Origin of the sequence: uncultured Pelagibacterium sp. (assembly GCF_963972885.1) — a bacterium.
In the GTDB taxonomy this organism is placed as follows: Bacteria; Pseudomonadota; Alphaproteobacteria; order Rhizobiales; family Devosiaceae; genus Pelagibacterium; species Pelagibacterium nitratireducens.
This window is the reverse complement of the sequence record NZ_CAXAXY010000080.1, coordinates 1-13,072: the sequence shown is the minus strand read 5'-3', so window position 1 is coordinate 13,072 and position 13,072 is coordinate 1. Positions and strand designations below refer to the sequence as shown.

Genomic DNA, 13,072 nt, shown 5'->3' with positions numbered 1-13,072 from the left:
TGGCGTCTGGCGTCTGGCGTCTGGCGTCTGGCGTCTGGCGTCTGGCGTCTGGCGTCCACGAGATAGCAGCCCACCTTGTGAGGCGATAGCATATTCATTATATTGCCATCAAAGCTATCATTTGGCCGGAGACGTTATCAAATGCCCGCCGTCACCATTCGCAATCTTTCCGAAGAAATCCACCGCGCCCTCAAGCTGCGCGCGGCCCATCATGGGCGTAGCACAGAGGCCGAAATGCGCGACATTCTGGAATCGGCGGTGCGTCCAACCGAACGCCTACGACTCGGTTCCGCCCTGTCCGCGTTGAGCCGCAAAGCCGGGCTGACCAATGCCGATTTCGAGGCACTGGACCAGGCCAACGACAAGACACCCGCCCCGCCGGTGAGCTTTGAACGATCGTTCTGGATACCAATGTCGTTTCCGAGGCGATGAAGCCGGAGCCGGACCCCGCCGTGCGCGACTGGCTGGACGAACAGACTGCCGAAACCCTCTATATCTCCAGCGTGACCGTCGCCGAACTCCTGTTCGGCATCGGCGCGCTGCCGGATGGACGGCGCAAGCAAAAGCTCGCCACCACGCTCGAGGGGCTGCTTCCGCTGTTCGGGGGCAGAACCCTCGCCTTCGATGCCGATGCCGCCCGACACTATGCCGACCTTGCCGTTGCTGCCCGAAAGGCAGGCAAGGGCTTTCCCACGCCGGACGGCTATATCGCCGCCATCGCAACCGTCCATGGTTTCACCGTTGCGACACGCGACGCCAGCGCCTTCAATGCGGCAGGCGTTGCGGTCATTGATCCTTGGAAAGCACGGCACTGAACAAGGACGTGCTTTTTGGGTCTGGATTTCGGCTGCGCCCGAACCACGCCGTTGGCGCAGTTTCCGCCATTCGGCTTCACCTCCAACGCAAGGGTGCGGCGGCTGCCAGTTCGCTACAGGCCCTACCCGGATAAACAGAGCGATCTCGGGCTCGGGTCCCGGTCGCCCACGAGACACGAGCGAACCAGCTTTCCGAGTTGCCACATTCATGATCGAGCTTGCCGAGACCCGGAGATGAGGATGACACGGGTGTCGGTCATGGCGCCTTCTATTCTGGCCTTTGAGAATCGGGGATACATTCTAAAGCCCGCCGCGATGGTGACGATTTCCGATTTGGTGAGGAGGTCGCCTCCGATCGTCATCAAACGCGCGATCGTGCGGGCCGGGGGCCACGCGCCAAGCTGCTCGCGTGACATTTCTGCACGTCGACGGCGTGTCGCCCACTCGGACACGACCCACAGGCTGCCGCGGTAGCCCCCTTTCGCAAGGCACGCTATAGCGCTAAGATGTTCCGACTGCAGGCTGTCAATCGGCACTGAACCTTGTCCCCTTGTCGGCACACTAAAAATGCAGATCTAAACAATCAAGGCGAGCACGCGTCAGGCTTCCCGCACGTTCTCAAACCCGGCCACCTTCGTCGCCTTCACAAATTTCCGGTCCAAGGTGGCAAAGCCCGTGCAATGCGTGGACCTGGCAAGATTCAGCACATCCGCGAATCCATACCTCGCTCAGGAAGATCAAGGGCAACGCCCACCCCCGCTCCATCCTCGACCGTTACCGTGTAAAGGCCCGCGAAAGCCCGCAGCGCGTGCGCAACATCTGCCGGCCGGTATTGGTAGGTGCTGCGCAGCACCCCTTCGACCTCCAACAGGACCGTGACCGAGACAAATGCCGGCTCACCCTCGATCAGAGCGCGGGCTTTGAGTAATTGCTTGGGGTGCTCGCCCGTCAGGTAACGAACGATGAGGTTTGTATCAATCGCGAGCATGCCGGCGCTTGGCCTCAGCGAGCACGCCCGCATCCATCTCTTCCAAAGACTTCGGCTTACCCTTGTACCCGAGCATGCCGAAGACGTCCTCGGGCCGCGTCTCGGCAAACGCGGGCGCGGGCTTCAGCAGCACGCCTTCGGCTGTCTCCTCAACGATAAGCCGCGTTCCTGCCCGCCATTCCCGCCGCTGGCGAATCGCGCTGGGCAGGATGATCTGTCCCTTTGTCGAGACGGTAGTACTGGGATTTTCTATGGCGGCCATCGGCCTCGACCTTGCTGATGTAAGACAAACGTAAGATCGGCTGTATTGGCCGGGCGTTCAAGCCTCGCTGTATCCAGACGCCCTCTGTGCGACAATCGCAAGAAGGCCTGGGCGGGTTCGGCGACCAGTTTGTCGACCTCGGATAGCCATTGCGTCACCTGGCCTGGCGCGCAAGAGCGCTGCACGAATTTCCAGCGAACTGCGCAAGGCTACGCCACCGACAACGGACCGGTCAGCGTGCAATAGAACCCCGCTGTGGGTCTCGAGCCTGACGTGGTCTCGCCCGAAAACAAGACGGTCCGAAAAAAGGAAAGTAGCGGCGCGGGCCCAGGGCCGGCAAACGCCATTTTCGCCCGACAGTATTCGCGCAACGAGATGATTGGGATATAATGGCAGTGGACCTTGAAAAATGCCCTGACCAGGCGGCTTTCGGACATCTTTGCGGTCGTTTACGCACGCGCGGCAACGCTCAAACCGCAGCCATTGGCTCAATTTGGGTCAGGTCCACGGTTTCCAGCGCTATGGCCAGATCATGGGCGCGCTGAAGGTTCAGCCAGAACTTAGCGGTGTTGCCAAAAACGCGGACGGGCGCGGGGCGGTATCAGCACTAAGGGCCGTCTCGCCCTTGGCGAGCCGCTCGATCCGGGTACGCGGCACGTCAAGGCGCCCGGCAAGGGCGCCCGCGCTCATTTCGGGCGGGGCAAGAAACAGCGCGTTGAGCACCTCGCCGGGGTGCACCGGGTTTTCAGTCATGCTCATGGCCATACCTAATTGATGGTCCGCAATCTCGAGGTCCCTCGCACAGATCGCGGCGATATCAGGGAGAGACGGTCAAAAGACATGATCGGTCAATGCCTCGATATGGTCCTGAGAATGATCGCGAGGCGGGCGATTGCGCCGCTCGAGGACGTCAAGGAGCAAACCCGATGCGATCAGTGCCGTTAGCACCGAGCGGCCCTTGTCGTCGCGGAGCGAAAAAAGGCCCTGGCGGCCGTCGGCGCCCCGTTTGGCAAGCCCGTCATGATGGCCTTCGACGAGACAGTTTTCCATTGCCACCCCCTCGCTCCTGATCGCTGCGACCGTCTCGAGCCGCCACCAGCTGTATTTGCCGCAGTCGAGAATTTTGGTGGTCCCTTCCGTTTGAGCGATCCGACCCATTGCCAGGCGTTCGCGCTCGCGCGAGCGCTGCCATTTGCGGGCGTGAAGAACGGCCTGGCCCCAGCTGATGCGCGAGAGCTTGGTTAAGAACCGATGGTTCTCGCTCGATAACATGTTGAGCCAGTCGATGACGTCGTCGCAGGCCGCGCTGTCGTGATCGAACACCGCGTTATAGACCGGGAGGCCGCGCTCCAGGGCCATTTCGACCGCGGCGCGGCTGGCCTTTAGCCGGTGCGCGTAGAGGCGCTCCCAATCGGGGACTTCATAGGGCGCCATATCTGCCGTAAATTGCAGGTTCCGGCGTACGATGTCGGTATCGCTGGCTCTGACGATTTTTGATGGCGTGAACGCGGCAATGGCCCGTCGCGACCACCAGACGCGGGTCTGATCTGCTTCGAGAAACTGGCCGTCCCGGCCGACCAGACGATATAGAAGGTGATGATTGGTAAAGATCACGGCTGACCTCGGGCATGGCTTGACCATCTCCGCGACCGAAAGGTCGCCGATTGGCAGCGTTTAGGGGTGGTGTTGGTCGTTTGCCGGTGGGTTAGCCGGCCCGAGACGAAAGAATGGCCAGGGCGCCGATCGGCGCCTCAAAGGCTTTGGCCCTCTTGCCGTGATTTTCCGGTTGCAAGGGCAGCGCCATCGGCTGGGCAGAGGCGCAGGCAAGGATCCCTATTGGGGCCAGAGGGCCCTTCGGTTGCCCGACCAGGGCCGGACGGGGCGCGTCAAAGCTTTTGCGCGCGTTTGGCATGAAAAGGGATTCCTGCCGCAAGCAGGGTTTGTTAAGGCTGTCCATAGCCGTGGTCCTCTGGTCAGGATTGCGGCCAGGTCCTCGAAGCGTGTTGACGCACCTTCGGGGGCCGCCCTTGTTTCTGCCAAGGTCGGATCCGGCCGGCGATGCAAACCTTCTTGCACCGCACCAGGCAAAATGGTTCTCCACACGACGTGCTGCAAGAAGCGCCCGGGGCATTTTCCTTGCCCTGTGCCAATAGGGTTAACAGTGCCTTTTGGCCCGGAGCGGGATCTGGCAAAGACAAAAATGGATAGACCGATCGCCGGGCCGACCAAAAAGACTATGGCCTTTTTGTTTTTCCAGACCGTTGCGCCCCCGTGCCCCTGTTGCGCTTGGAACCAGCCCACTGTGTGGGTGCCGGTGGGGTTCTGGCTGCCCTGAGCCATGCGCCCAGATGCATGAAGTGCTTTTGTATCTGGCTGGCCAGAACCCTCAGTCTGGCGCCGAAAACAGAGGTCATGGGCAAGGACAACAGGACAAGACGAAGGTGGCGCCCGTGCAAGGAGTGGGCATGGATGTCGAAGGGCTTTTCGCGTCTTATCTCTTTGGCACTCGATATCCTGGACCGATTGGAAAATTGCCGGATGGCAACTGCCAGTCTGGGGAAATCGGTCTCAAGGTCGTTGACCCCCCGATCGCGGAGCCGGTCGCAAAGCGCCTGATCCGTGCTCGTGAGCATGCGCTTGTATATGGCCAAAAAGACCTGACGCTGGATGTCGGGATGAAGATAGTCGAAATGGCGATGGATGTGTCCAACCACAGTTGGATCGCCTGCTTTCAGGCGATCCAGAAACGGGGCAATCATGTGTTCGGAGTGCTTGCGAAACTGATCCACAGCTAGTCTTTGCTGTCGAGAGGTCCGATACCGACTTTGGCCAGTTGTGTTCTAAGAACGCTTACCATTTCGGCAATGGCGGCAACGACAAGACCTGCCTGTCCGGTCGTACACCCGATATCTGAGCGCACCTGCCGGCGGGTCGGAAGCGATTCGGGATTTGACAGAGCGTGAAGCGGAAGCGTGAGCCGGTCGATACTCATGGCAATGGCCGGCTGGACATAAGGCAACCGTATGACGCCGTGCTGGGCCCTGGCGATGCACTTGAAAAAATCGTGCTCGGGTGGCAGCTGTGCGATATCGACGTCCAGCCCAATGATGACGGGCACGATCAGCTGGCCCTCAAGGGCGATCTCGGCTGCCTTCATGGCGCCAAGCGCACCGGCCGCGATATCATCGGTCGGACGAAGCGGAACAAAGCACATCGCCGACCGACCATGCTCTGCAAGCTGCTGGACATAGAGATCGCGCAAAAGAACTGTCGGCAAATGCTCTCCGGCCGCCGCCGAGCTGTCATAGATTATGGCGGTGCGCTGCCGGCTCATCATCTCTTCGATCAGGCTGACCAGCACTTCGTGCCGGTCGAGATCGAGCGAGATGTGCCCCTCAAGCATGTCAAAGGTGGTCGCAAGTTCGATCCGTTCCGATTGCACATAGCGATCAAGACGATCGTGGACATCGTTGCGCACGGCTGCCAGTTCGTAGCCATAATGCGCAAGAATGCTGCAGACCAGGTCGGCGAGCGTGGTCTTGCCCGATTTTTTGTGCTGGAGGAACAAGAAGAGCCCGACATCGAGCATGTCTTGGGGCGGGCTGAAGGTCGTAACGATCTGTTTTTTCATGATGACTGGCTTCTCAGCTTTTCAAGATTGGAAAAGAAATTGTCGGATGCATCGGTGCGCCGGACTTGGCTGCGATGGTGCCCATTGGGAGCAGGCGCGGCCTGGACGGGCGAAATTTCCGCATTCCGCTCTGGCCCGTCGCGTGCCGCCGGTGCCGGGATCGGTCGGAGCGCCGCTTCGCGCCCCACGCGGGCAAATGCTGCGCGCACCGAGCTGGTGGGAACCGGCTTGTGGTCTTGATCAACCAGGTCCGACGTGGGCATGGGCTCTTCGAGCCCGCATTCGATCAGCCGCGCGAACCGGGCAGCAATCCATGCCCATGGCGCGTGCAACGCGCGCAGATGGGCAACCTCGGGATAGACCATGCGCATCAGCTGGGTCAGGCTGAGCGAAGAGCCGCCCTGCCGGCCGGCAAGATAGAGCTTTTCCATAAGCTGGCGATGGGCGTCCATGTGCTGCTGACCTGCGAATCGAAATACAATTGTATTTTATCGTCAGATGCAGCATTGAGCTTGTCAAGAGCCTGATTTGGGGGCAAGGAAATCGAAATGGAAGAAAAGCGATGGCTAAAGGCCGCACGAACAGCAAAAAGGCGATTGGGCACCCAACGGGATGACCATCGTATTCCGGGCCCGCCCGGCGCCGGCCTGGCACTATTCCAGAGCCGGCCTCAAAAAAGGGGCAGATTGGCCCGCATCGCGGAAATTGCCCGTGAGATGGGGATCAACGGCCAGACACTGCGCAATTATCTCGTTGCGCTCGATGCCCTTGATAGTGTTGACGAACCCGAACTCAGGGCGATCCTCAAGAACCATTCCGCTGCCGCGGTTTCTGTATTTGGCCGCTGGTATGGGCGCGATCCGCAAGCGGCCTATCATTTCCTCGTCAGCAATCCCGATGTGAGCCAATCGCGACTGCTCGATACCGAGCGAGAGCATCGCCAGCGCGATGCGTCCCCCACGCGGTCCAGGGTCGGGGCCCGGTTCGATGACGCGCTGGTTGGAAATATTGCGGTCGGGCGGCAATTGGACCGTGCTCTGGGATCGGCGTCCCAGGCGCTCAAAGGCAACAAATCCGGTCTCGTTGCGGTCCAGGCCGGACCCCATCGCTTTGCCGGGCTCGATTATCTGATCCTGCCAGAAGGGGTATTGCGGCCCGAGGGTCTGGCAGGAGACCGATATGCCGGGGCCATCACGCTCCCCCGATTTGATCGCTTTGAAACCTACGGCACCCGGTCGAGGGAAATCTGGCACCGGGCGGTGAGCGCATCGTCTCTTTGCGCAATCGTCCTTGTCGTTTTCCCCGGACCAGCCGCGCGACGGCGTTTTCTCGACGCCCTTCCCGACGGGACAACATCGCACGAGGGCGCCCATCCCGCTTTTGCGGGGCTCAAGGGTGCCCCGCGCGCAGGCACCGGCTCGGAGACGAGGCCGATCTGGCACCGTGCAGCGCCGGGCCTGGGGCTTATCGTTCTGACCAGTCCGTTATCGCTCCTGCGCGATCTTTCTCATTGAGCCCGACTTGGACGCCGTCCCAAGGACGGTAGCGGCGACCAGCGGCTCTCCAGCTTCGGTTCAAGCAGCTTGGGCTGAAACTGGCCAATTGCAGCATTTCGCAGCATTTTGCAGCGAATTGCAGCGGGCCGAACACGAGAGATTAACAGAATATAGGAAAATCATCCGTGGAGTAATGCAAATGGGCATGATATGGTCGCTTCCACAACAGCATTGAGAACACTATGCCCCGTCGTCCACCTCCCGCCTCCGGGCCAGCCCAAGCCGAAACCCTGGCACGTCATCTCGCCGTCGGGCGCCGCTGGCTCAAAATTGCCCTGGCGCAATATCCCGGTCTGGCTCCCGAAGCAGCCCTCGCCGCCTGGCAGAAGGGACTGGGACCTATAAAGAAGACCTCGGCGCGGCGCTATCGTGCCGATCTACGCCATACGCTTCTTGACCACCTGAGCACGCAGGGCCGGATCGCCGACTTTCCCAGAGCCTTTGAAGCCGTTGATGCCGCTCTCACGACACGCATCGCGCAGATCAGGGAAAAGCGGACTTCGGCGAAAAAAGTTGTCGATGCGACAAAAGCCGAGACCGATGCGCTATTCATCGAGCTCAAGCGTCACGGTCTAAAGTACAAGAACCCCAATTCGATCCTCTGCGGGCTTTTTACTCTGATCGCGGGACACCTCGGATTTCGACCCGTCGAATTGCGCGGTGCCCGGCTCGTGGGCACCATCCTGACCGTACCAAATGCCAAGAAAAGGCCGGGACACGCGCCAGAACGCTCAATCAATATCGCCCCGCTTGATCCCGATGTCGTAAAGGGCACCAGGCTCATGCTCGATCTGATCGATCACGATCTGAGCAAGTCCGAGTTCGCGGCGTGGGAAAAGACGATTGCCGAACAGATGCGGCGCGCGTGTATCCGCATCAAGATTCGCGAGCTCTCACCATATTCGTTCCGTCACGTCGCAATCGCCGCCTGGTCCGCGGCGGGACTGTCCCCCGATGAAATTGCAAGACTGTGCGGCCACCTCTCGATTCGGACCGCGCACACCCATTATGCCCGCGCTTCGGTCGGTCACAAGCGCAACGCGGTGGCGCGCGCCGCCCTCTCGGCCGACACGGAGGCGCTACCGCCTGTTGGGGAAAACAACGCCCCCTCTAAAGAAACCCAACGCGGCGCCGAAAACAGGCAAGCCTCCCCGGGCGGCCCGATTTTCGATGTAAACGATATGCCTCAACCTGGGCCCAAGGCAGATACCGGCCCGCCGGCCCTCTCGGCCGAGGAGGTGCGCCGGCGCTTTGACAGGCTGGTTGATCCGCGGGATCCTCGTGAAATTGCCGCCAATCTGGCGCGCGCCAACCGCGAGCGCGAAGCAAAAGACCCAAGGCACCGCCCAGACGGCCGCACCGACGATCCATCCTGATAAAAAATGGATCGGCATCGGACCGGAAATCGGCCCGTTAGGCGTTTCAACCCCGGCTTTTTCTAGATCCCTCTGGGGTTTTGAAAAGAGTATGTCACTGGCGTTCACCGCCACTCGATCAATTCCGAGCAAAACCGGGGCCAAAATTGTGACAAGATTTCTGCCTTACTCTTGAATGTCGGTGTAGACGCCGATCGGAGGTGGCGTCAGCGAGCCCCCATGTTCACCCTGCCACCTCCGTCCCTCAGTCGGCGGCCCAAGAATCGCCTTGTGATTGGCCCACGCTTTTTCCCGTTCCGCAGCTCTCCCCAATGGCGCGTATCTACGTCGCATCAAAGCCCAAGGTGATGACTGGGTTGAATTTAAATTGCATTGCGGCTTTTTATTCAAGCGCGCTCTAACCAACACAGCGCAACCTGGTGATCTGAGTGGCTCGACAACGGTTATAAGATTGTCTGACAAAGAGGACCAAATATGCCGAGCGCCTACCGCCTAGCTTGCGACAAGATCGAGCAAGCCCAAGCTATTTTGAGTTCCGATATATGGCATGACCGGAGGTCGGCGGCGCTAATGTTGCATTTGGTGGAAAGGCTCTGCGAGCTTGACTCCGATTTGGCAGCCCAATTGCCGAACGCTCAAACGACACAGTCGTCTGCTGGGGAGGCCGTGTATGCTGGTGAGATAGTCCCGCTGCATCAATCCAAGTGTGGAACGTAATTCCCAATCCCTGCCATTATTGTTCAGGCAGATCGGGATACCTCGTGCGACGGTCCTCCTCCGCTGGACGTTGGTCCGCTCCTGCCTTTCTACGCCCTATAAAATTCCGCAGAGATGATCCTCGACCATTCTAACAGCGCTTTGATTTGGGGCCTACCCTCTTGCAATTCAACGGCTTTTCACGGGGTGCCGCATCCTGTTCGGTCGCTAATTCACGCCGCACAGGCGAACCGATTTATTCATTAAAGTCTTTGCCCGGGCCCGTAGTGATCGCCTCGAACCAACCGCCGGGACCGTTTAGTGCCCGACCGTTTTCGACGAGCAAGCACACAAAGCCGAGTTACTGGCGCATAATTCATACATTGGAGACGCTTCAGCGGCGCGCCAGGCGCTGGCATTGCCCCTATTAGCACCGGGGCGACAGCAGTGGAACTGGCGCAATGCCCGCAACGAGGAGGCCATGGTCGCGATAGCGGGACTGTCCGGCGTCTATGGGTTCAGCGAGAAGGACGGGTTCATCGAGCGCCTGCAGGCTCAGGTCACGGGCCAGTGCGTCATCAAGGGCAATATCAGCACCTCTGGCGAACGCATTTATCATCTGCCTGGCCAGCGCTATTACAGCGGGACTTTTATTGCACCGAGAGACGGCGAAGTCCTGGTTCTGCAGCGAAGCCGAGGCCCCAGCAGCCGGCTGGCGGCGTTCGAGGGTCTAACATAGGTCCACCACTGCCGCCTGTTTGGCCTATGACGCAACTGCGATCGCTTCGGCTCGCTCATTTGCGTGTTGATAATGGTCAACACGATAGCCGGAATTTCACGATAGCCCGGAGTTGCCATAGGCTTTTGGGAGGCTAGCGTGGGAATCTTGATATTCATCGCCGGTACGGTCTTTGGGTCACTTTTGACTTTTGGTGTTTTCTTGCTGGTGGCGGGTGGCCGCGGCCCCGTTTGTGAGGACGACGACCATGTATCTCTGCCCTAAGAATAGTCGGGCAAGGCGGCGCCCTCTTCCAGTCAAGTCCATGGGATTCACCACAATGGATCTGAAACAGCCGCGCTCAAGGGCAGGGCTAGAAGCTCAGAATTTTGACGCCGACTTCGGCCAGAGGTGAACGAAACGCTTGTTGCAACGGTGCGGTCGAAGTGGCTCGACACCAGCTCCGGGGGTGAAGGTCAACTCCCGAATGTCTGTTATCCCCGTGATGAAGAAGGTTCAGATCACCAGGAGGTGGCCACTGCCCTCACTCGATGCCGTTCAGGCAGCCGTAATGCCAAGACATCCGCGATGGCATCGGCGCCGCGATGCGCAGCACACCTATGGAGTTTCTGCTGATCTCATCGAGCTTTGGCTGTCCCGGTTTGACCACGGTAGACGCAATCATAAACAAGCCCAGGCAAGTGCCGTTGCCCCCCATGAGGGTCATCAACGACCTCTCCAGCACCCGCAGTCGCCACCCCGCCCGTGGTTGGCGCAGACCAGAGGAATCAAAAACCCGACTTGCCCGACAGGCGGAATGGTTTGCGACGCTTCACCGGTCCAGTCCAGTGGTTCACTCCCATAGTGGTCCAGATCAAGAGCGGAAATCAACAATCAAAGGTGCGCAAAGGCCTCTTGGCGCACATGCCGTTCTGCTGTTCCCTGCTCGCCAGCCCAGCCCTGAGCGCGTCCATAGCGCGTGATGGGAAAGCACTATTCGCGCTTTAAAGGCACCACATTTGATGAGTGGTGGCTCGCTTTGGCGAGCTCGGCAAGTCTGAACGCAGCAATAGCGAGCAATTGATCGAGCTGATGATCGTGGTACTGGTTGGCCTTGAGCAACAAGGTGATGGCGTCGAGTTGGCGCCCGGCTTCGGCCAGCACATCAAGCCTGTCGTTGTCTTTCATGGGACCAACATCGGGTTGGAGCCGATACCGGGTTCTGGCTTGCTCTGGCCTGCCATGATCAGCGCTCCGGGACGAAATCTGAAATCTTTGATCGCTGATGGGCCAGCCCGATCACTTTGGGGTATCTATGCCGGCGCAATATCGCAATCGTGACACCATGCACGATGATAGCCCCCAATCCCCGTGCTCGCGCCCCCTGGATGCTGCTATCGTAAATCAAAAGTTTAGAGGTTGCCGCGTTTGACGCACCAGGCCGACCGGCGTGCCGCAGGGATCGATCATGTATTTTCAGCGATTGACGGGGCGAGACCTGTATTACGCGTCTGGCTTTAATGCGGCCTGCAGCCCCGAGAAAAGCTCAAGTTGGGCCTCGAGCTCGACAATGCGTCGCCTTGCCGCTTCAGCCGAAGCTTCAAAGCGCGAGATTTCCTCTTCGTCTGCTTTGGAGCGCTCGCCATACTCATCACTATTGGCCAGAACTGTCGCGGCCCGTTGATAGGCTTCATCCATGCGCCGCTGCAAACCGGCGATTTCACGCTCGATCTCCGTGGTTTGGCGGCCAAGCACGCCAAGGACCGCCTGGCGCCGTCCCAGGTCGGTTTGCCTGTCACGGTCGGGTGCACGGGTCTGGAATGCAAGGAAAGGGCGGAACATTGCGTCTCAAAGGTTGGGCGATCACCAAAACAGGATGGCTGGTTATGGTTAAACTTGTCTCAACGCCAGCTTGCATCCCCGATGCCTGTATCGAACCGTTCCCCGAAACCTTTCAAAATCGGGCCGCGTGTTCGGGATCGTTTCGCCCCGCTCACCCCCGTCCGAACTCATCCTCGATCCTGATGATATCGTCTTCCCCCAGATAGGAGCCGGTTTGCACTTCGATGAGTTCGAGTTCGATCTTGCCCGGGTTAGAGAGGCGATGGATGGCGCCTTGCGGGATATAGACGCTCTCGTTCTCACGCAGGGTCTTGGTCTCCTCACCCACCTGCACTTCGGCCGTGCCCCGGACCACCACCCAGTGCTCTGAGCGATGGAAGTGCTTTTGCAGGCTTAGCCGCTTGCCCGGTTTGACGAACAGGCGCTTGACCTGGAAGCGCTCGCCATTGAGCACCGAGGAATACCCGCCCCAGGGGCGATAGCTCGTCTGATGGGTTTCGGTAAGGTTGGCGGTGGCCGGATCGGCTTTGAGGCGCTTGACCATATCGCCAACAGATTGGGCCGAGGACAACCGTCCCACATAGATGGCGTCCTCGCTGGCCAGCACCGCTACGTCATCGAGCCCGTCGACCACCACATGGTGCTTTTCGGAAATGACCAGCGAGCCCGATATGGCGTTGAGGGTCACCGGACCGATTTCGAGATTGTCGTTTGCGTCACGGGCCCGGCTTTTCCAGACCGCATCCCAGGAGCCCAGATCGGACCAGGAGATCGCTGCGGGAACAACGGCCGCCCTTTTGGTTTTCTCAAAGATCGCATAATCGACAGAGATGTTGGGGGCTTTGGCAAAGCTTTCCCCATCGAGCCGGAGAAAGTCGAGATCCTGTGTTGCCCGATCAACGGCACTGCCCACAGCACTGGCAAGCTCGGGGGTGAGCGCTTCACATTCGGCGATGAACACATCGGCGGCAAAGACAAACATGCCAGAATTCCAGAAATAGCTCCCCGCCTCGATCATTTCCTGCGCCCGTTCGGCATCGGGCTTTTCAACAAAGCGCACAACGGCCCTGGCACCGCTCTTGGTGTCCTCACCCGCTTCGATATAGCCAAACCCGGTGGCCGGCTCGGTGGGGGCAATCCCGAAGGTGACAAGAGATCCCGCCTTTGCTCCAGCCTCTGCCTGATCGA

The 13,072-nt window shown here is 59.6% G+C and carries 15 protein-coding genes and 2 pseudogenes; 6 read left to right on the top strand and 11 right to left on the bottom strand.

All coding sequences use genetic code 11. From position 1 onward, the window contains the following. Positions 1 to 141 precede the first annotated feature (141 nt). Positions 142 to 432 (top strand): plasmid stabilization protein, encoded by a 291-nt coding sequence (locus AACZ55_RS12410; protein WP_339646512.1) that lies wholly within the window; start codon positions 142 to 144, stop codon positions 430 to 432. Beyond that, positions 429 to 815 (top strand): type II toxin-antitoxin system VapC family toxin, encoded by a 387-nt coding sequence (locus tag AACZ55_RS12405; protein WP_339646510.1) that lies wholly within the window; start codon positions 429 to 431, stop codon positions 813 to 815. Before AACZ55_RS12410 ends, AACZ55_RS12405 begins: the two co-directional genes overlap by 4 nt. Positions 816 to 1,126: 311 nt before the next feature. Here the strand turns inward: AACZ55_RS12405 and AACZ55_RS12400 are convergent. The 5 genes and pseudogenes from AACZ55_RS12400 to AACZ55_RS12380 form a co-directional block, all read right to left on the bottom strand. Further along, positions 1,127 to 1,300 (bottom strand): annotated as a pseudogene (locus AACZ55_RS12400) (ISL3 family transposase); the annotation flags it as partial. Between the two features lie 215 nt (positions 1,301 to 1,515). After that, positions 1,516 to 1,803, bottom strand: a complete 288-nt coding sequence (locus tag AACZ55_RS12395) for a type II toxin-antitoxin system VapC family toxin (protein WP_339646508.1) — start codon at positions 1,801 to 1,803, stop codon at positions 1,516 to 1,518. Beyond that, a complete protein-coding gene (locus AACZ55_RS12390; protein ID WP_339646506.1) occupies positions 1,790 to 2,065 on the bottom strand; it encodes an AbrB/MazE/SpoVT family DNA-binding domain-containing protein in 276 nt (91 codons plus the stop codon). The genes AACZ55_RS12395 and AACZ55_RS12390 overlap by 14 nt, the downstream gene beginning before the upstream one ends. Before the next feature lie 549 nt (positions 2,066 to 2,614). After that, complete coding sequence (locus AACZ55_RS12385; protein ID WP_339646504.1) at positions 2,615 to 2,824, bottom strand: HigA family addiction module antitoxin; 210 nt, start codon at positions 2,822 to 2,824, stop codon at positions 2,615 to 2,617. 72 nt (positions 2,825 to 2,896) lie between these two features. After that, complete coding sequence (locus AACZ55_RS12380; protein ID WP_339646502.1) at positions 2,897 to 3,679, bottom strand: hypothetical protein; 783 nt, start codon at positions 3,677 to 3,679, stop codon at positions 2,897 to 2,899. Positions 3,680 to 4,413: 734 nt separating this feature from the next. On the opposite strand from AACZ55_RS12380, the gene AACZ55_RS12375 reads away from it, so the two are divergent. Then, positions 4,414 to 4,860: a hypothetical protein gene (locus AACZ55_RS12375; protein ID WP_339646500.1), complete on the top strand. Its 447-nt coding sequence runs from the start codon at positions 4,414 to 4,416 to the stop codon at positions 4,858 to 4,860. On the opposite strand, the gene AACZ55_RS12370 is transcribed toward AACZ55_RS12375, so the two are convergent. Further along, positions 4,857 to 5,696, bottom strand: coding sequence for a hypothetical protein (locus tag AACZ55_RS12370; protein ID WP_339646497.1), 840 nt, complete (start codon positions 5,694 to 5,696; stop codon positions 4,857 to 4,859). The two genes, AACZ55_RS12375 and AACZ55_RS12370, sit on opposite strands and share 4 nt — an antisense overlap. Further along, positions 5,693 to 6,148 (bottom strand): hypothetical protein, encoded by a 456-nt coding sequence (locus tag AACZ55_RS12365; RefSeq protein ID WP_339646494.1) that lies wholly within the window; start codon positions 6,146 to 6,148, stop codon positions 5,693 to 5,695. The genes AACZ55_RS12370 and AACZ55_RS12365 overlap by 4 nt, the downstream gene beginning before the upstream one ends. A gap of 234 nt (positions 6,149 to 6,382) precedes the next feature. Between AACZ55_RS12365 and AACZ55_RS12360 the strand changes: the two genes are divergently transcribed. The 3 genes and pseudogenes from AACZ55_RS12360 to AACZ55_RS12350 form a co-directional block, all read left to right on the top strand. Continuing rightward, entirely contained in the window at positions 6,383 to 7,210 is an 828-nt protein-coding gene (locus AACZ55_RS12360; RefSeq protein WP_339646491.1) for a hypothetical protein, read from the top strand. 224 nt (positions 7,211 to 7,434) lie between these two features. Beyond that, positions 7,435 to 8,628, top strand: a complete 1,194-nt coding sequence (locus AACZ55_RS12355) for a hypothetical protein (protein ID WP_339646489.1) — start codon at positions 7,435 to 7,437, stop codon at positions 8,626 to 8,628. A 1,267-nt stretch (positions 8,629 to 9,895) separates the two neighbouring features. Continuing rightward, a pseudogene (locus tag AACZ55_RS12350) lies at positions 9,896 to 10,058 on the top strand (thermonuclease family protein); the annotation flags it as partial. Positions 10,059 to 10,586: 528 nt separating this feature from the next. On the opposite strand, the gene AACZ55_RS12345 reads toward AACZ55_RS12350, so the two are convergent. The 4 genes from AACZ55_RS12345 to AACZ55_RS12330 all read right to left on the bottom strand — a co-directional run. Beyond that, positions 10,587 to 10,769 (bottom strand): hypothetical protein, encoded by a 183-nt coding sequence (locus AACZ55_RS12345; protein WP_339646487.1) that lies wholly within the window; start codon positions 10,767 to 10,769, stop codon positions 10,587 to 10,589. Positions 10,770 to 11,035: 266 nt separating this feature from the next. Then, the gene (locus AACZ55_RS12340; RefSeq protein WP_339646485.1) at positions 11,036 to 11,230 is read right to left on the bottom strand and encodes a hypothetical protein; all 195 of its coding nucleotides are present in this window, start codon (positions 11,228 to 11,230) and stop codon (positions 11,036 to 11,038) included. Between the two features lie 315 nt (positions 11,231 to 11,545). Continuing rightward, positions 11,546 to 11,884 (bottom strand): hypothetical protein, encoded by a 339-nt coding sequence (locus AACZ55_RS12335; protein ID WP_339646483.1) that lies wholly within the window; start codon positions 11,882 to 11,884, stop codon positions 11,546 to 11,548. Positions 11,885 to 12,035: 151 nt separating this feature from the next. Beyond that, positions 12,036 to 13,072: mannose-1-phosphate guanylyltransferase/mannose-6-phosphate isomerase (locus AACZ55_RS12330; protein ID WP_339646481.1), on the bottom strand; the 1,037-nt coding region annotated here is incomplete at its 5' end.

Coding starts and splice junctions, on each gene's coding strand:
- AACZ55_RS12410 (WP_339646512.1), top strand. CDS start 142: ATGCCCGCCGTCACCATTCGCAATCTTTCCGAAGAAATCCACCGCGCC.
- AACZ55_RS12405 (WP_339646510.1), top strand. CDS start 429: ATGAAGCCGGAGCCGGACCCCGCCGTGCGCGACTGGCTGGACGAACAG.
- AACZ55_RS12395 (WP_339646508.1), bottom strand. CDS start 1,803: ATGCTCGCGATTGATACAAACCTCATCGTTCGTTACCTGACGGGCGAG.
- AACZ55_RS12390 (WP_339646506.1), bottom strand. CDS start 2,065: ATGGCCGCCATAGAAAATCCCAGTACTACCGTCTCGACAAAGGGACAG.
- AACZ55_RS12385 (WP_339646504.1), bottom strand. CDS start 2,824: ATGAGCATGACTGAAAACCCGGTGCACCCCGGCGAGGTGCTCAACGCG.
- AACZ55_RS12375 (WP_339646500.1), top strand. CDS start 4,414: ATGCATGAAGTGCTTTTGTATCTGGCTGGCCAGAACCCTCAGTCTGGC.
- AACZ55_RS12370 (WP_339646497.1), bottom strand. CDS start 5,696: ATGAAAAAACAGATCGTTACGACCTTCAGCCCGCCCCAAGACATGCTC.
- AACZ55_RS12365 (WP_339646494.1), bottom strand. CDS start 6,148: ATGGACGCCCATCGCCAGCTTATGGAAAAGCTCTATCTTGCCGGCCGG.
- AACZ55_RS12355 (WP_339646489.1), top strand. CDS start 7,435: ATGCCCCGTCGTCCACCTCCCGCCTCCGGGCCAGCCCAAGCCGAAACC.
- AACZ55_RS12345 (WP_339646487.1), bottom strand. CDS start 10,769: ATGACCCTCATGGGGGGCAACGGCACTTGCCTGGGCTTGTTTATGATT.
- AACZ55_RS12340 (WP_339646485.1), bottom strand. CDS start 11,230: ATGAAAGACAACGACAGGCTTGATGTGCTGGCCGAAGCCGGGCGCCAA.
- AACZ55_RS12335 (WP_339646483.1), bottom strand. CDS start 11,884: ATGTTCCGCCCTTTCCTTGCATTCCAGACCCGTGCACCCGACCGTGAC.